This is a genomic window from Halomonas sp. NyZ770, from assembly GCF_020616575.1.
Taxonomy (GTDB): Bacteria; Pseudomonadota; Gammaproteobacteria; order Pseudomonadales; family Halomonadaceae; genus Vreelandella; species Vreelandella hamiltonii.
Map to the genome: position 1 here is coordinate 1,559,102 of NZ_CP085143.1, position 16,814 is coordinate 1,575,915.

Genomic DNA, 16,814 nt, shown 5'->3' on the forward strand with positions numbered 1-16,814 from the left:
CCATGAGCCTTGATCGCTTCGAACGATGGCTGTCTACGTTGCAGGCCGAGTGGCCATTTCAAGTGCGTCTGCGCCTCTGGCCGCTGCTGTTGGTCGCCCTGTTTGCCTTATGTCTGCTGACGGCGTTGTCGGTGGTGATGACCACCCACATGACTCGGGTACAGTTTGCCGAGCTGCAGCGTCTGGAGCAGGAGAAGAATCAGCTGCAAACCGAATGGGGGCAGCTGTTATTGGAAGAGGGTGCCTGGTCGACACCGGCACGCATCGAGCAAATCGCCACGGAACGGCTAGAAATGCGTATTCCAGACGTCAACGATGTTGAGGTTATTCGTCCATGAGACGCGAAGGTCGGGGAGGGAAGTCCCGTCAATATCCCATTGCACCGCCCTTGGCTGGCGGTCGTTTCTTTTTCATCTTGCTGGTGGTAGGGCTGGCCTCTGCCATTCTGATCGGTCGTATCACGCTGCTCCAGGTCATCGACCGCCCCTTTTTGCAAAGCCAAGGGGACGCGCGCACCCTGCGTCATGAGGCCATTCCGGCACATCGCGGCATGATCACCGACCGCAATGGTGAGCCATTGGCCATCTCGACGCCTGTGGTGACCCTGTGGGCCAACCCGCAAGAGTTGCCTGGCGATGCCATTCAGCGAGTCATGCTGGCCCAGGCCCTGGGGATGTCGCTGGATGATTTCGATGCCCGGGTCGCGCGCTTTGCCAGTCGAGAGTTCATGTATCTGCGTCGCCATATGACCCCGGAAGCTGCGCAGCGAGTGCTGGATCTGCGCACCCCCGGGGTGTATCCGCAGCGGGAGTACAAGCGCTATTACCCGGCAGGGGAAGTGGTGGCCCAACTGCTGGGCGTCACCAACGTCGATGACGTGGGGCAGGAGGGGTTGGAGCTTGCTTATCAACCTTATCTGGCAGGTCACCCCGGCCAGCGGCGCGTCATCAAGGATCGGCGGGGGCGTCTGGTGCGTGAGCTGGGGGTGATCCGTGATGCCCAGCCGGGGGGCGAGCTGACGCTTTCCATCGATCAGCGCATTCAGTACATGGCCTATCGTGAACTGCGCGCCGCCGTTGCCGAGCACGAGGCGGACGGCGGCGTGCTGGTCATGATGGATGCACGCACTGGCGAAGTGCTGGCCATGGCCAACCTGCCCTCCTACAACCCCAACAACCGTGCAGGGCTCGATCCTCGAGGGCTGCGCAATCAGGCCCTGGTGGATGTCTTCGAACCCGGGTCGGTCATGAAGCCGCTGGCCATGGCGGCGATTCTCGAAAGCGGCGTATTTGACCGCGATGTGGTCGTCGATACGTCGCCGGGCTGGATGCGCATCGACCAGTTCACCATTCGTGATATCCGTAATTACGGGCAGTTGGATCTGGCGGGTATTCTGGAAAAATCTTCCAACATCGGTATGTCGCGGTTGGCGCTTCAGCTCAGCGATACGGCGATCTGGGAAAAGTACAATCAGTTGGGCTTTGGGCAGGGGCCGGGTACCGGTTTTCCTGGCGAGTCCACGGGTAGCCTCCCGGCACCGGTGCGGTGGTCGCGCAGTGAGCGTGCGGCGCTCTCCTATGGCTATGGTCTGTCGACCTCTGCGCTGCAGATTGCCAGTGCCTACACGGCATTGGCCAACGGCGGTGAGCGCCTGCCGCCCTCGCTGTTGAGGTTGTCCGAGCCTCCACAGGGCATTCCTGCCATCTCGCCTAGCGTGGCCGATGACCTTCTGGACGTGCTGGAAACGTCCGTGGGGGCCTACTCTGGTGGGCGGCGTGCTCGGGTAGAGGGCTACCGAGTGGGCGGCAAGACCGGTACGGTGCGCAAGACCAGCCAGCAGGGTTACGCCACGGATGCCTATCGCAGCGTCTTTGCTGGCATAGCACCTATCTCTGATCCGCGCATCGTCACGGTGGTGATGATCGATAATCCTCGGGCGGGACAGTTTTATGGCGGGGCGGTGGCGGCCCCCGTATTTTCCAGCGTCACCGGCAACGCGCTGCGGCTGCTGGATGTGCCGCCTGATCATGACGTTGAATAGCTTTCAAGGAGTAGGCATGACTGTGAGCCTCGACCAGTTTCGGGCCGCCCTCAAGGCGGTGTGGCCAGGCGCTGGCTTGCCGGAGCTGCCGCCGCTGCCCGTGTCGCTCGATCTGGTGACCGATTCGCGCAAGGTGGCACAAGGAGATGTCTTCGTGGCGGTGCCCGGTAGTCAAGGGGATGGCCGCGAGTATATCGAGCAAGCCCTGGAGAGAGGCGCCTCGTTGGTGCTGGCGCATACGCGGCAGGCCGAGTTGACGCTGCAGGGCAAGGTGCTTTCGCTGCCTCATCTGGCACTGCGGCTGGGTGAGCTGGGGCGCTCGCTTTATCAAGTGCCTGATGGCCTGGAGGTGATCGCAGTCACGGGAACCAACGGCAAAAGCTCGGTCACGCATTATATCGCGGCATTGAGTGAGCGCTTGGGCACTCGGGCTGGAGTGATAGGCACCCTGGGCGTTGGGCGCCCGGGGCAGCTAATGGATACCGGGCTGACGACGCCCGGGCCGCTGGCGTTGCAGGCCACCCTGGGTCAGCTAGGGCGCCAAGGGGTCCAGCGTGTAGCGCTGGAGGCCTCTTCCCATGCGCTGGACCAGCACCGTCTGGAAGCAGTGAACGTGACGGTCGGCGTGTTCACCAATCTGACCCGGGATCATCTGGACTATCACGGCAGCATGGCGGCCTATGCTGCGGCCAAGGCCAAGCTGTTCCGTCGTCCTGAGCTGACCCTGGCGGTGGTCAACGGTGACGACTCCCTGGCTCGGCTGATGCTGGCAGGGTGCGAATCCCATGTGCGTGTGCTGGCGACGGGCAGTGATGAGGCGGTAACGCTGCGTATCCTCGATTGGCATCCGTTGGAAACCGGTCAGCAGGCTCTGATTGCCACGCCCGAGGGCGAGAAAGCGCTCGAATTGCCGCTGCTGGGGCGCTTCAACCTGGATAACGTGCTGCTGGCCATCAGCGTGTTGTACGGGCTGGGCGAGTCGCTGGACGCGCTGTTCGAGGCGACGACCAAGTTGAGCCCGGTGCCGGGTCGCATGACGCGCTTTGGCGGGGGCGAAGCCCCTTGTGTCGTGGTGGATTATGCCCACACGCCTGACGCGCTGCAAAATGCGCTGGAAGCACTGCGTGATCACTTGGGCAGCCAAGGAAAGCTCTGGTGCCTGTTTGGCTGTGGTGGTGAGCGCGATACCGGCAAGCGCGCGGAAATGGCCAAGGTAGCCGAGCGGCTGGCCGACCGTGTGGTGGTGACCGACGACAATCCTCGCCGTGAATCTGCCGCCGAGATTCGTCAGCAAATTCTGGCGGGTTTTCACGAGCCGCAGCGGGTGGAAGAGATTGGCGATCGGCGTCAGGCCATCCTGCATGCCGTGGCTCAGGCAGGTTCTCAGGATGTGGTGCTGGTGGCTGGCAAGGGTCATGAAGCTTATCAGGAAGTCGAGGGTGTTCGACACGCCTACCAGGATGACGAGCAGGTGCAGCAAGCCATTCGGGCGCGAGGTGGCCGCTGATGTGGACCCTTGGCGGAGTGGCTGCGGCGCTGAGTATTCCGTTGGCAAGCGAAGCGACTGACGTTGCGATCAGCCAGGTAGTGACGGATACCCGCCAGATCGTGCCGGGTTGCCTGTTCATTGCCCTGAAAGGCCCGCGTTTCGATGGTCACGATTTCGTCGAACAGGCTCGAGAGCTGGGCGCCGTGGCGGCACTGGTGGAGCATCCCGTGGAGAGTCCGCTGCCGCAATTGCGCTACCCGGATACGCGCTTGGGGCTGGGGCTGTTGGCGGGCGCATGGCGGCGACGCTTTACGCTGCCGCTGGTGGCGGTCACGGGGAATAGCGGAAAAACCACGGTCAAGGAGATGGTGGCAGCCCTGTTGGCGCCACTCGGTGAGGTGCTGGCGACCATCGGCAACCTCAATAACGATATCGGGGCGCCGCTGACACTGTTACGTCTTGGGTCACAGCACCAGGCGGGTGTCATCGAACTGGGGGCCAATCATTTGGGTGAAATCGCCTGGACCGTTGGTTTGGCGGCCCCCAGGGTGGCCATCATCACCAACGTGACGGGCGCTCATGTAGGTGAGTTTGGTGGCATGGGTCAGATTGCCCAGGCCAAGAGCGAAATTCTGTCAGGGCTCGATCAGGATGGCGTGGCCATCATCAATGCCGATGATCGCTACTTCCCTTTCTGGGCGGCCTGTGCGGCCCCCCGCCGCGTGGTCAGCTACGGGGTGCAGGGCAATGCGGACGTAAACGCTTCGGCTCTTTCCTGCGACTCACAGGGGCGTTATGCTTTCACGCTCGTTGTCGGAGGTGAGCCGTTGGGGGGCGTAACGCTACCCCTGATCGGCAAGCATAACGTCAGTAACGCCTTGGCCGCCGCTGCCGCCGCCCTGGCGCTGAGTGTCCCTGCCCCGCAGGTCGTGGCTGGGCTGAATCGGTTGTCGGCATTGCAGGGCCGCTTGAGCGTGGTGACCGGCATTCGCGGCACGACGCTGCTGGACGACACCTACAATGCCAACCCTGGCGCGGTCAAGGCGGCTCTGGATGCCTTGGCGAGCTTTCCTGCCCCTCGCTGGTGCGCCCTGGGCGCGATGGGAGAGCTGGGAGATGAATCTGAACGGCTGCATGCCGACGTAGGAGCGTATGCTGCGTCGCTGGGGCTGGACATGCTGTTGACGGTTGGCGAGGCAGCCAAGGCTGCCTCGGATGCCTTTGGTCGCGGGCTGCACTTCGACGACCACGAGACGCTAGTGCGTCATGTTATTAATTCTCTGCCACCTGACGCCACGCTGCTGGCGAAAGGATCGCGCAGTGCCGGCATGGAAAGAGTCATTGCTGCGCTGCGTGCGGATGACACAAGGTAAGCGCCGTTCATGTTACTTCATTTGGCGAATTTTCTAGCTCAATTCCAAACTGCGTTTCAGGTGTTCAATTATTTGACGCTGCGCGTCATTCTCGCCGCGCTCACCGCGCTGATGCTGTGCCTTTGGCTGGGGCCTTGGGTGATACGTCGCCTGGTCGAAGGGCAGATTGGCCAGGCCGTTCGCGACGACGGCCCCCAGTCGCATCTTTCCAAGGCAGGTACGCCGACCATGGGCGGCGCCATGATCCTGCTGGCGATTGCGATCAGCACCTTGCTGTGGGGTGACCTGACCAACTATTACGTCTGGATCGTGCTGCTGGTGACGCTGGGCTTTGGCGCCATCGGGTGGGTCGACGATTATCGTAAAGTGGTCGAAAAGAACCCGCGAGGCCTGCCAGCACGTTGGAAGTATTTCTGGCAGTCGGTGGTCGGCCTGGGAGCCGCCATCATTCTGTACGCCACGGCCACCACGCCCGCCGAAACCAGCCTGCTCATTCCGCTGTTCAAGGACGTTGCGCTGCCGTTGGGCTTGTTCTACATCGTATTGAGCTACTTCGTCATCGTCGGTAGCTCCAATGCCGTCAACCTGACCGATGGCCTGGACGGTCTGGCCATCATGCCCACCGTGCTGGTGGCCATGGGGCTGGCGGTGTTTGCCTATGCCAGCGGCAATGCCGTATTTGCCAACTACCTGCATATTCCCTTCATTCAGGGAACCGGCGAGCTGGCCATTTTCTGTGCCACGATTGCCGGTGCTGGCCTCGGCTTTCTGTGGTTCAACACCTATCCCGCCCAGGTGTTCATGGGCGATGTGGGTGCGCTGGCGCTAGGGGCCGCCCTGGGTGTGGTGGCGGTCATCGTGCGCCAGGAGATCGTGCTGTTCATCATGGGCGGTATTTTCGTGCTGGAAACCGTGTCGGTCATTCTGCAGGTCGGCTCCTACAAGCTGACGGGGCGACGTATCTTCCGCATGGCTCCGCTGCATCACCATTACGAACTCAAGGGATGGCCTGAGCCGCGCGTGATCGTGCGTTTCTGGATCATCACCGTTGTCCTCGTTCTGCTGGGACTGGCCACCCTGAAAGTGCGTTAGTCATTGGGTAGTCGTGTCAGGGTGGCCGTGTCAGGTTGGACAAGGCCGCTCTGGCTCAGGCACAAGGAGTCGTTCATGGTGAAGGTACCTCAGGGTGTTACCGTTGTTGTCGGGCTGGGCATTTCCGGTCAGGCGATCTGTCGCCACCTGGACCGCCATGGAGTGCCTTTCATGGTGGCCGATACCCGCGAGATGCCGCCTGGCCTCGCCGCGTTCCAGCAGCGTTATCCAGCGATTGATTGCCACTGTGGGCCGCTGAGCGAGCTGGATTTCAGCGATGCGTACGAGGTGGTGGTCAGTCCGGGCGTCGACCCGCATTCGGCAGGCCTCGACGGGCTGTTGGAGCGCGTCAATCCTGCCACCGGCGAGCCGATACTGGTGGGCGAAACGGCGCTGTTCAGGCGTCTGGTGCGTGCCCCGGTGGCGGCGATTACGGGTTCCAATGCCAAGTCCACGGTGACTACGTTATTAGGCGAAATGGCCAAGGCCTCGGGAGTGTACGCTGCCGTGGGGGGTAACCTGGGCACGGCGGCTCTGGATCTGTTGGCCGACCACCCCGATGCCGAGCTTTTCATCCTCGAACTATCCAGCTTTCAACTGGAAACGACGCCTTGCCTGGGGGCGGCGTCGGCTGCGTTTCTCAATCTATGCGATGACCATCTGGACCGTCATGGCGATCTTGCGGGTTACCGTGAGGCGAAGCAGCGCATTTTCATCGGCGCGGAGCACGCGGTGGTCAACGCCGATGACCCCATGACCTGGCCTCTAGATGCCCTGGAGCGTGTCGAGCGTTTCGGGGTAGGTGTCCCGTCCGGCAGTGACTGGGGATTGGCCGATATCGATGGACGCCGCTATTTGATGCACGGCGAGACGCCGTGGCTGGCGGTGGATGAGCTGGCCATCACCGGACAGCACAATCAGTTGAACGCGCTGGCAGCGCTGGCCATGGGCCAGGCGCTGGGCTTCGATCGTCAGGCCATGTGCGAGGTGTTGACCACGTTCAAGGGGCTGCCGCACCGTAGTGAAGCCGTTGCTGAGGTGAACGGGGTTCGCTGGGTCAACGACTCCAAAGGGACCAACGTCGGCGCGACCCTGGCAGCCATCAATGGTATTGGCGTCGCGCTCACAGGCAAGATCATCCTGCTGGCCGGTGGCGTGGGCAAAGGTGCCGACTTTACGCCGCTGGCCGCGCCGCTGGCGAGCTACGCAAAGGCCGCGCTACTCTATGGCGCAGACGCCGAGCGTCTCGACAGCGTGCTTGGCCCTTGCCTTCACACTCAGCGTGTCGAAACGCTGACACAGGCGATGGAAGCAGCATGGCACCTGGCCGAGCCAGGGGATTGTGTGTTGCTCTCGCCAGCGTGTGCCAGCCTGGACCAATTCGCCAACTACCAGGCGCGGGGCGACCTGTTTCGCGACTGGATCGAGCAGAAACAGCGTGAGAGTGCCCCATGAGCGACGAATCAATGAGTAGGGTGCAACGACTGCGTGAAGCGCTGGCAACCCGCCACCTGCCTTGCGATGTCTGGCTGATTGTCGCGGCGGTCGCGCTGGCGGGGCTGGGCTGGGTCATGGTCAGCTCCGCGTCGATAGGGCTACTGGAAAATAGCTATCACTATGCCCGCCAGCACGGCATCTTTCTGGTGCTGGCCATCATGGCATGCCTGTTCATGGTGTGTGTGCCGCTGGAGCTGTGGCGTCAGAACGCGGCATTGCTGCTGCTGTTCAGCATCTTCATGCTGGTCGTGGTACTGGCCGTGGGTCAAGAGGTCAACGGCAGCAAGCGCTGGATTGCCCTGCCGGGGCCGCTTCCCAGCCTGCAAGTCTCGGAATTCGGCAAGCTGGGGCTGATCTTTTACATGGCAGCGTTCATGTCGCGCTTCACTTACGAATTGCGCCAGCGTGCTTTTACCATGTGGCGCCCCTTGGCAGTACTGGCTATTCCTGCCTTCCTGCTGTTTCTTGCCCCGGATTTCGGCGGCATGGTGGTGTATGCCGTCTGTGTAATCGGCATGCTGATGATGAGTGGCGCTTCGCTGACGCTGTTGCTGGGCAGTGGGGGGGTACTGGGGTTTGGTGCCGTGATGATGGTCGTCATGGAGCCGTATCGACTGGCGCGCTGGACCAGCTTCCTGGACCCGTGGGCCGACCAGTTCGCCACCGGGTATCAGCTGACGCAGGCATTGATCGCGTTTGGGCGTGGTCATGTGACCGGCACCGGATTGGGCAACAGCGTGCAGAAGCTGCACTATCTCCCTGAAGCCCATACGGACTTCATTTTTGCGGTGGTGGCCGAAGAGCTGGGCATGATCGGAGCGATTGCCGTGGTGCTGCTGTTCACCCTGTTCATCGTGCGGGCCATGTGGGTGGGCCGGCGAGCAGAGTTGGCCGGGCATCTGTTCGGTGCCTACGTGAGTTACGGAATCGGCTTTATCGTGGCGGCTCAGGCGTTTATCAATATGGCGGTGAGTGCTGGCTTGCTGCCGACCAAAGGGCTGACCCTGCCGCTGATCAGCTACGGGGGGTCCAGTCTGCTGGTCACTGGGATGATGGTGGGGCTGTTGCTCCGGGTGGATGCAGAAACTCGGCATCGCCCGCGCCGATTGTCGACGCCTTACCGTGCTCGCCGAGAGCCGCGGTTGACGTAATTATTCAAGGAGCTGTTTGTGGCGATACATGCGGGTCGACGGGTATTGGTCATGGCGGGAGGAACGGGAGGGCACGTCATTCCGGCGCTCTCGCTGGCGCGTGCCCTCCAGGCCCAGGGAGTAACCGTAGAGTGGTTGGGTAGCCCACGGGGAATTGAAAACCGCCTGGTGCCCGAGGCGGGCATTCTGCTGCATACCATTGCGATCAGTGGGTTGCGCGGCAATGGCGCCGCTGGCTGGCTCAAGGCACCGCTCAACCTGTCGCGCGCGGTGCTCCAGGCACGTGGTGTCATCAAGCGTTTCAAGCCGGATGTCGTGGTGGGGCTGGGCGGATTCGCCAGCGGCCCTGGCGGTCTGGCGGCCCGGTTATCGGGTATTCCGCTGGTCATTCATGAACAGAATGCCGTGGCAGGGCTGACCAACAAGGTGTTGTCGCGACTGGCGACGCGGACGTATGCCGCGTTCGAAAATGCGTTTGGCACGCGTGCCGAGGTGATCGGCAACCCGGTACGTGATGATATCGCCGCGCTGGGCGAGCAGCCCCGCCAGGTGGCCGACATGCAGGGCAGGCCGCTGCGCCTGTTGGTGGTAGGCGGCTCCCTGGGCGCGGTAGCGTTGAACGAGCGCCTGCCTGTGGCCTTGGCTGCGCTGCCGCCGGAGCGACGTCCCGAGGTGCGTCACCAGGCTGGCAAGGAGCGCGATCTCGCCACGGCAGAGGCCTATGCTCAACAGGCGGTAGTCGCCGAGGTTTCGCCGTTCATCGATGATATGGCCGCTGCCTATGCCTGGGCAGATCTGGTCGTTTGCCGAGCCGGTGCGCTGACGATTGCCGAACTGGCGGCGGCGGCCAAGCCCGCGTTGCTGGTGCCGTTTCCTTTTGCCGTGGACGACCATCAACGGGTAAATGCCGACGTGCTGGTCCAGGCGGGCGCGGCCCTATGTATCGTTCAGGCCGAGCTGACGCCTGATTATTTAAGTAACCTTTTGGAACAATTACTCCACCCAGAGACTCTGGCAGAGATGGCCGTCAAGGCACGTCAAGCCGCGTCTTTGAACGCGACCGAGCGCCTGGCCGAAGGCTGTCTCTCGCTGGTGAAGCAAGGAGAAACTGCGTGACCGAGTCAGTCAATCATACGTCGCCGCAGCTGAGTGGCCCGAGCGGCCCGGGTATGCGCCGTATCCAGCGGCTTCATTTCGTCGGTATTGGCGGTGCCGGAATGTGCGGCATTGCCGAGGTGCTCGCCAATCAGGGGTACCAGGTCAGCGGTAGTGACATGAAAGCCTCCACTGTCGTGGAGCGCTTGCGTCAGTGCGGCGTCGATGTATTCATTGGGCATGCCAAGGAAAACGTGGAAGGCGCGGATGTGGTCGTCGTCTCCAGTGCCATCGATGAAGCCAACCCTGAAATTCGCTGGGCTCATGACCACCGCGTGCCGGTGGTGCGGCGTGCGGAAATGCTCGCCGAGCTGATGCGCTTTCGTCACGGCATTGCCGTGGCCGGTACTCACGGCAAGACCACCACGACCAGCCTGACGGCTACCCTGTTGGCAGAGGGCGGCCTGGACCCAACTTTCGTGATCGGTGGCAAACTCACCAGCGCAGGCGCCAATGCTCGCCTGGGGGAGGGCGATTATCTGGTGGCCGAGGCCGACGAATCCGATGCGTCGTTTCTTCACCTTCAGCCCATGGTGTCCATCGTCACCAATATCGATGCTGACCACATGGCCACTTATGGGGGTGACTTCGAGCGTTTGAAAAACACCTTCATCGAGTTCTTGCACAATCTGCCTTTCTACGGCCTGGCGGTGCTGTGTATCGATGATCCCCACGTGCGCGGGCTGTGCGAGCGTATCAAGCGCCAGTTCGTGACCTACGGCTTCGATGAAGATGCCGATTACCGCATCGTGGATTTTAGTCAGCAGGCCGGGGAAGTTTCCTTCACGGCACTGCGGCCCGGTGGCGCGCCTCCGTTGGCCATTCGACTGGCCATGCCTGGCCGTCATAATGCCTTGAACGCCATGGCGGCCATCGTGGTGGCGACCGACGCCGGAGTCAGTGATGACGCCATTCAGCGCGGTCTCATGGGGTTTGCGGGCGTAGGGCGGCGCTTTCAGGTCCATGGCCACTATCCGGCACCGGTCGGCGAAGGCGAGATCATGCTGGTCGACGATTACGGTCACCATCCGCGTGAAGTGGACATGGTCATTCAGGCGGTGCGTGCCGGCTGGCCCGAGCGCCGCCTGGTGATGCTCTACCAGCCCCACCGTTACAGCCGTACCCGCGATCTCTACGAAGACTTCGTACGCGTACTGTCTCAGGTGGATACGCTGGTGCTGCTCGACGTGTACAGCGCTGGCGAGGCGGTGGTGCCGGGTGCTGAAGGCAAGACCCTGGCAGGCTCCATCCGTCAACGTGGCGATGTCGATCCGCTGTTCGTGGAGCACAAGCACGAGCTGCCTGCCCTGCTCAACAACGTGCTGCGTCCAGGCGATATTCTGATTACCCAGGGCGCGGGCGATGTGGGCGGCATTTCACTGCGCCTTGCCCAAGCCAAGCTGGTCATGAAAGAGGTGGTGCTATGACATCAGGGCAAACGCAGCAGGCTGGCCTGGAGCGTGTCGTCGTGGTCTACGGCGGCATGTCGGCCGAGCGGGAGGTGTCGCTCAAGAGTGGTGCCGCCGTGTTGAGCGCCTTGCAGCGTCAAGGCGTGAATGCGCAGGGTTACGATCTCAAAGAGGGTGGGCTGGCGGGCCTCGAGCGCCTCGATCCCACCGCGGTGTTCATCGCACTGCATGGGCGTGGCGGTGAAGATGGTGCGCTGCAGGGCGCATTGGAGCTGCTCGGTTTGCCTTACACCGGCAGTGGCGTACTGGCTTCGGCGCTGGGAATGGACAAGCAGCGTACCAAGCAGGTGTGGCAAGCCGTCGGCCTGCCCACGCCGGAGTGCATCATGCTGAATGCCGCTTCGGACTGGGAGGCAGTGGTAGCTCAGCTAGGGCTTCCCATGATGGTCAAGCCGGTACACGAAGGCTCGACTCTGGGTATCAGTATCGTCCGCAGCCTCGATGAGCTGAAAGCGGCCTATGCCCAGGCTGCCACTTTCGATGCCAGGGTCATGGCAGAGCGCTTCATCACGGGGGACGAGTACACCGTCGGCCTGCTGGGCGATGACGTGCTGCCTGCCATTCGTGTCGAGGTGCCGGGTGGGTTTTATGATTATGAAGCCAAGTATCTGACCAACACCACCCAGTACCATTTGCCCTGTGGCTTGTCGTCGCAAGACGAGCAGGCGTTGGCCGCGCTGTGCAAAGAGGCCTTCCTGGCCGTCGGCGGAGAGGGCTGGGGGCGTATCGATGTGATGCGTGATGCCGCGGGCGATTTCTGGCTGATCGAAGTGAATACCGTGCCCGGCATGACCGACCATAGCCTCGTGCCTCAGGCGGCGGCCCACGCCGGTATCGATTTCGACCAGCTGGTGATGCGTATTTTGACCACTGCACTGGCGCGCGATTCGTGACGGGGCATGGCATGAGTTCCTTATGAAGAAGCGCAATGCGTGGCTCGGTATCGTTCTACTGGCATTGCTGCTGGGGGCGGGGAGCCGAGCGCTATGGCTTTGGTTGGATCGCCCTATCGAGCGCGTCTCCATTCGAGGCGAGTGGGAATACGTGAGCGCCGACTATTTGCGTTCACAGCTGGCCCCGCTGGTTCAGGACATTACCTGGTTATCGGCGGACTTGGGCGAGCTGCGCCGCAATGCGCTGGAGATTGGTTGGCTGGATGAAGTGCGAATCTCCAGAGAGTGGCCCAATGCGCTGGTCTTCGAATTGATAGAACAGACGCCGGTAGCCCGCTGGAATGACGACTTCCTGCTTAACCCGCGAGGCGAACCTTTCTCCTATGCGCCTCTTGCCGTGCCCCCTGGGTTGCCCGATCTGGCGGGCCCTCAGGAAAGCAGTGCGGAAGTGCTGGCCTATTATCAGCGCTTGACGCCGCACTTTGCCGGGCTGTCGTTGACGCTGGCTCAGCTCCGCCTGGAGCCTCGTGGTGCCTGGCGACTTCAACTTGATCAAGGCACCTGGGTAATGTTGGGGCGTCGTCACCATGGCGAACGACTTGCCCGGCTGTCGGCCTCCTGGCAGCGTGAGCTGGGTAGCGTGGGCGAGCATATTCGCTATATCGACTTGCGCTATCCCAATGGTGTGGCGGTGGCGTGGCACGGTGAAACCGAGGTTCCGGAGGAGGAGGGCGAGTCACTATAAGGCGCAATGTGCAAAAAATCGGGTAAATGGGCAGGTCGGCCCGCTAAAAAACCCTTTTATGGGGTTTAAAATGCTTTCCAAGCCAATTATCGTTGGTTTGGGCTAGTCGTATTGTGGCTATTGTTTCTATACTATGTCCCAGGCGATGCTGTGGGTCAGTTTTTATTATTCGGTCAGCGGTTAGCGGCGTCACACAGTTTTAGTCAGGTTATTTATTTTATCTTTGGGTTTCGCCTGCTTTTGCTTAAGCATTAAAAGCGATCCCCGTTCTTATAAAACGACGACAAGGAGATTTACCGACTCATGGCAGGCTCACCCAACGCATCCAATATGGTTGTCGGGCTGGACATTGGAACGTCCAAGGTCGTCGCGATAGTCGGTCAACCCACCGATGATGGTGGGATTGAAATCGCCGGTATCGGTTCTCACCCTTCTCGTGGCATGAAGCGGGGAGTGGTCATCAATATCGAATCCACGGTTCAGTCGATTCAGCGTGCAGTAGAAGAAGCAGAGCTGATGGCGGGTTGCGACATCCATTCCGTCTATGTCGGTGTGGCAGGCAGCCATATCAGCTCCATGAATTCCGACGGCGTGGTGGCCATCAAGGAGCGCGAAGTCACTCCTTACGATATCGAACGGGTCATCGATTCCGCGCGGGCACGGGCCATTTCCGAAGGGCAGCGAGTGCTGCATGTATTACCCCAGGAGTTTTCCATCGACGCCCAAGGGGGCATCCGCGAACCGTTGGGCATGTCCGGGGTTCGTTTGGAAGCTCAGGTGCATCTGGTCACGGCTGCCTTGAATGCCGTGCAGAACATCGAAAAGTGCGTGCGGCGGTGCGGTCTGGATGTGGATGCTATTATTCTGGAACAGCTGGCATCCAGCATGGCGGTACTGACCGAAGACGAGCGCGAGCTCGGTGTCTGTATGGTCGATATCGGTGGGGGAACCACTGACATGGCCATCTTCAGCGAAGGTGCTATACGCCATACGGCGGTCATACCGATCGCGGGTGATCAGGTCACCAACGATATCGCCATGGCGTTGCGCACGCCCACTCAGCACGCAGAAGAAATCAAGGTAAAATACGCTTGCGCGCTGACGCAGCTGGCCGCCAGCGATGAAATGATCAAAGTACCCAGCGTGGGCGATCGCGCGGCACGAGATCTGTCGCGCCAAGCGTTGGCAGAAGTCGTGGAGCCTCGCTATGAAGAGCTCTTCACGCTGGTCAGAGACGAATTACGCCGCAGTGGCTATGAAGATATGGTGGCGGCGGGAGTGGTGCTTACCGGCGGCACTTCACGCATGGAAGGTGTCAGCGAATTGGCCGAAGAAATTTTTCACATGCCGGTTCGTATTGCCTGCCCACAAAATGTCAGAGGCTTGGCAGATGTGGTTCGCAATCCTATCTATGCGACGGGCGTTGGTTTGCTGCACTATGCACTGCAGGAAACGCGTCATGGGCAAGGCCTAGAAAGCCACGGGGGAAGCGCTGCGGGACACAAAGGACGCAGTGAATTTGCCCGACGTGATATCAAGGATGGCCATTCGGCGCTGGCAAGAATCAAAGGCTGGTTCAAAGGAAATTTCTGATAGGGCCGCGACGCGGTTCAGGAGACGGGGCTTATGTTCGAATTGGTAGATAACGCACCCTCGAGCAGTGCGGTCATTAAAGTAGTCGGTGTTGGCGGTGGCGGCGGCAATGCTGTCAACCACATGGTCGAGAGCAACATCGAAGGCGTCGAATTCATTTGCGCAAACACCGATGCACAGGCGCTCAAGCGGGTGTCGGCAAAAACGGTGCTTCAGTTGGGGGGGGAAATCACCAAAGGGCTGGGCGCAGGCGCCAACCCTGAGGTGGGCCGTCAGGCCGCGATGGAAGATCGTGATCGTATTGCCGAGCTGCTCAGTGGCGCCGACATGGTCTTCATCACTGCCGGTATGGGCGGTGGCACGGGGACAGGAGGCGCTCCGGTGGTTGCCCAGGTCGCCAAAGAGCTGGGCATTCTGACGGTTGCCGTGGTCACCCGTCCCTTCCCGTTCGAAGGGCCAAAGCGCATGCGAGCGGCCGAGGAGGGCATGAAAGAGCTTTCCGAGCATGTCGACTCGTTGATCACCATCCCCAACGAAAAGCTGCTGTCGGTGCTGGGCAAGAACGCGACCCTGCTGACGGCATTCAGCGCTGCCAACGACGTCCTGCTGGGCGCAGTGCAAGGCATTGCCGAGCTGATCACCAGCCCGGGCATCATCAACGTCGACTTTGCCGACGTGCGTACTGTCATGTCCGAAATGGGCATGGCGATGATGGGTACTGGCGGCGCCACTGGTGAGAACCGTGCCCGTGAAGCTGCAGAGAAAGCCATCCGCAGCCCGCTGCTGGAAGATATCGACCTGCACGGTGCCCGCGGCATTCTGGTCAACATCACGGCTGGCCCCGACCTATCCATTGGCGAGTTCAATGACGTCGGTGCCACGGTGCAGGAGTTCGCCTCTCAGGAAGCCACCATCGTCGTGGGTACTTCCATCGATATGGAAATGTCCGACGAGCTGCGCGTGACCGTTGTGGCGGCTGGCCTGGATGGCAGCAAGGCCAAGGCCGTGTCTCGCGAACCGGCACGCCGCTCCGCTGCAGATGCCGGTGGCTCCGACTACCGTAAATTGCAGCAGCCCACCGTCATGCGGCAACAGGCTACCGCGCGTGCCGAAGCGCCGGAAGCAGCAGCCAAGCCACGCCCTGAAAAACGTCGTTCGGCCGATGCCGATGACTATCTGGATATCCCCGCGTTCCTGCGCCGCCAGGCAGATTGATCTGCGCTATCAGGTTTATTGAGGCAGCAAACGAGAGTTTTATTGGTAAAACGCTCGTTTGCTGTTAAAGTGAACACTGTTTGATAACTTTTCTCCCCCTGCGGCTGGGTAGCGACTCGTTACACGCCGCCGATATTAGAGCTTGACCACTGCCCATGATCAGACAACGCACACTACAAAACGTCATCCGCGCCACTGGAGTGGGTCTGCACTCTGGCAAGAAAGTCCATCTGGCTTTGCGCCCGGCACCGGCCAACACGGGTATTGTGTTTGTCAGAACCGATCTGGACCCAGTGGTTCACGTTCCTGCCCGCGCCGAGCTGGTGGAAGACACTACCTTGTGCACGGCACTTTCCTATGAAGGCGTCAAGGTAGCCACCGTCGAGCACCTCATGTCTGCCTTTGCGGGCTTGGGTATCGACAATGCCTACGTGGATATCAGTGCCGCGGAAGTGCCGATCATGGATGGTAGCGCCAGCCCGTTCGTTTTCCTCATCCAGTCTGCAGGTATTCTCGAACAGGACGCGGCCAAGAAATTCATTCGCATCAAGCGTCGTGTGGCGGTCAGTGATGGTGACAAGGAAGCCGTATTCCTGCCCCATCAAGGCTTCAAGGTGTCATTTGCCATCGACTTCGACCATCCTGTCTTCGAGCAGCAGAAGCAGACGGCATTGATCGACTTTTCCACGACCTCGTTTGTCAAGGAAGTCTCTCGGGCCAGAACCTTTGGCTTCATGCGTGACCTGGAATACCTGCGCTCGAACAATCTGGCGCTGGGTGGCAGTCTCGACAACGCCATCGTGGTGGATGATTACCGTATCGTGAATGAAGGTGGTCTGCGCTACGAGGACGAATTCGTGAAGCACAAGGTGCTCGACGCCATCGGCGATCTGTATCAGCTTGGCTACAGCCTGATTGGCGAGTTCCGTGGCGTGAAATCCGGCCATGCCCTCAACAATCGTCTGTGCCGTGAGCTGATGGCGCAGCCCGATGCCTACGAAATCGTGACCTTCGAAGAAGAGAAGGCTGTTGCGCCTATCTCCTATGCGGCACCCGCCATGGCGTGACGTGGTTTTTGAAGCGCGCAGGTTGAAATCGGGG

At 60.9% G+C, this 16,814-nt stretch carries 14 protein-coding genes; all 14 read left to right on the forward strand.

Annotated features, from left to right (window positions below; translation table 11 throughout):
* Positions 1–2 precede the first annotated feature (2 nt).
* The 14 genes from ftsL to lpxC all read left to right on the forward strand — a co-directional run bounded on the left by ftsL (position 3) and on the right by lpxC (position 16,780).
* Entirely contained in the window at positions 3–338 is a 336-nt protein-coding gene (gene ftsL / locus LG409_RS07130) for a cell division protein FtsL (protein WP_039177396.1), read from the forward strand.
* Positions 335–2,041, forward strand: a complete 1,707-nt coding sequence (locus LG409_RS07135; protein ID WP_039177394.1) for a peptidoglycan D,D-transpeptidase FtsI family protein — start codon at positions 335–337, stop codon at positions 2,039–2,041. The genes ftsL and LG409_RS07135 overlap by 4 nt, the downstream gene beginning before the upstream one ends.
* Positions 2,042–2,057: 16 nt before the next feature.
* Entirely contained in the window at positions 2,058–3,548 is a 1,491-nt protein-coding gene (locus LG409_RS07140; RefSeq protein WP_227407922.1) for a UDP-N-acetylmuramoyl-L-alanyl-D-glutamate--2,6-diaminopimelate ligase, read from the forward strand.
* Positions 3,545–4,903 carry a UDP-N-acetylmuramoyl-tripeptide--D-alanyl-D-alanine ligase gene (locus LG409_RS07145; RefSeq protein WP_227408097.1) on the forward strand — a complete coding sequence of 453 codons (1,359 nt, stop codon included), beginning with the start codon at positions 3,545–3,547 and terminating at the stop codon, positions 4,901–4,903. The genes LG409_RS07140 and LG409_RS07145 overlap by 4 nt, the downstream gene beginning before the upstream one ends.
* Positions 4,904–4,912: 9 nt before the next feature.
* A complete protein-coding gene (mraY, locus tag LG409_RS07150) occupies positions 4,913–5,995 on the forward strand; it encodes a phospho-N-acetylmuramoyl-pentapeptide-transferase (RefSeq protein ID WP_039177387.1) in 1,083 nt (360 codons plus the stop codon).
* 75 nt (positions 5,996–6,070) lie between these two features.
* A complete protein-coding gene (gene murD, locus LG409_RS07155) occupies positions 6,071–7,450 on the forward strand; it encodes a UDP-N-acetylmuramoyl-L-alanine--D-glutamate ligase (protein WP_227407923.1) in 1,380 nt (459 codons plus the stop codon).
* A gap of 11 nt (positions 7,451–7,461) precedes the next feature.
* The gene (gene ftsW / locus LG409_RS07160; protein ID WP_039177381.1) at positions 7,462–8,643 is read left to right on the forward strand and encodes a putative lipid II flippase FtsW; all 1,182 of its coding nucleotides are present in this window, start codon (positions 7,462–7,464) and stop codon (positions 8,641–8,643) included.
* Between the two features lie 18 nt (positions 8,644–8,661).
* The gene (gene murG / locus LG409_RS07165) at positions 8,662–9,759 is read left to right on the forward strand and encodes an undecaprenyldiphospho-muramoylpentapeptide beta-N-acetylglucosaminyltransferase (protein WP_260851406.1); all 1,098 of its coding nucleotides are present in this window, start codon (positions 8,662–8,664) and stop codon (positions 9,757–9,759) included.
* A 53-nt stretch (positions 9,760–9,812) separates the two neighbouring features.
* On the forward strand, positions 9,813–11,225 hold the full coding sequence (gene murC / locus LG409_RS07170; RefSeq protein WP_096923454.1) for a UDP-N-acetylmuramate--L-alanine ligase: 1,413 nt from the start codon (positions 9,813–9,815) through the stop codon (positions 11,223–11,225).
* Positions 11,222–12,160, forward strand: coding sequence for a D-alanine--D-alanine ligase (locus tag LG409_RS07175; protein WP_039177375.1), 939 nt, complete (start codon positions 11,222–11,224; stop codon positions 12,158–12,160). Before murC ends, LG409_RS07175 begins: the two co-directional genes overlap by 4 nt.
* A gap of 22 nt (positions 12,161–12,182) precedes the next feature.
* Positions 12,183–12,905, forward strand: coding sequence for a cell division protein FtsQ/DivIB (locus LG409_RS07180; protein WP_081137057.1), 723 nt, complete (start codon positions 12,183–12,185; stop codon positions 12,903–12,905).
* Positions 12,906–13,208: 303 nt separating this feature from the next.
* Entirely contained in the window at positions 13,209–14,498 is a 1,290-nt protein-coding gene (ftsA, locus tag LG409_RS07185) for a cell division protein FtsA (protein ID WP_039177368.1), read from the forward strand.
* A gap of 33 nt (positions 14,499–14,531) precedes the next feature.
* On the forward strand, positions 14,532–15,713 hold the full coding sequence (gene ftsZ / locus LG409_RS07190; RefSeq protein WP_039177365.1) for a cell division protein FtsZ: 1,182 nt from the start codon (positions 14,532–14,534) through the stop codon (positions 15,711–15,713).
* Between the two features lie 155 nt (positions 15,714–15,868).
* Positions 15,869–16,780, forward strand: coding sequence for a UDP-3-O-acyl-N-acetylglucosamine deacetylase (gene lpxC, locus LG409_RS07195; RefSeq protein ID WP_227407924.1), 912 nt, complete (start codon positions 15,869–15,871; stop codon positions 16,778–16,780).
* Positions 16,781–16,814: the final 34 nt, after the last annotated feature.

Excerpts from the sequence above, each read along its gene's own strand:
- LG409_RS07175 (WP_039177375.1), top strand. The coding sequence starts at position 11,222 with ATGACATCAGGGCAAACGCAGCAGGCTGGCCTGGAGCGTGTCGTCGTG.
- murC (WP_096923454.1), top strand. The coding sequence starts at position 9,813 with ATGCGCCGTATCCAGCGGCTTCATTTCGTCGGTATTGGCGGTGCCGGA.
- LG409_RS07135 (WP_039177394.1), top strand. The coding sequence starts at position 335 with ATGAGACGCGAAGGTCGGGGAGGGAAGTCCCGTCAATATCCCATTGCA.
- LG409_RS07140 (WP_227407922.1), top strand. The coding sequence starts at position 2,058 with ATGACTGTGAGCCTCGACCAGTTTCGGGCCGCCCTCAAGGCGGTGTGG.
- mraY (WP_039177387.1), top strand. The coding sequence starts at position 4,913 with ATGTTACTTCATTTGGCGAATTTTCTAGCTCAATTCCAAACTGCGTTT.
- murD (WP_227407923.1), top strand. The coding sequence starts at position 6,071 with ATGGTGAAGGTACCTCAGGGTGTTACCGTTGTTGTCGGGCTGGGCATT.
- lpxC (WP_227407924.1), top strand. The coding sequence starts at position 15,869 with ATGATCAGACAACGCACACTACAAAACGTCATCCGCGCCACTGGAGTG.
- LG409_RS07180 (WP_081137057.1), top strand. The coding sequence starts at position 12,183 with ATGAAGAAGCGCAATGCGTGGCTCGGTATCGTTCTACTGGCATTGCTG.
- ftsA (WP_039177368.1), top strand. The coding sequence starts at position 13,209 with ATGGCAGGCTCACCCAACGCATCCAATATGGTTGTCGGGCTGGACATT.
- ftsZ (WP_039177365.1), top strand. The coding sequence starts at position 14,532 with ATGTTCGAATTGGTAGATAACGCACCCTCGAGCAGTGCGGTCATTAAA.
- ftsL (WP_039177396.1), top strand. The coding sequence starts at position 3 with ATGAGCCTTGATCGCTTCGAACGATGGCTGTCTACGTTGCAGGCCGAG.
- ftsW (WP_039177381.1), top strand. The coding sequence starts at position 7,462 with ATGAGTAGGGTGCAACGACTGCGTGAAGCGCTGGCAACCCGCCACCTG.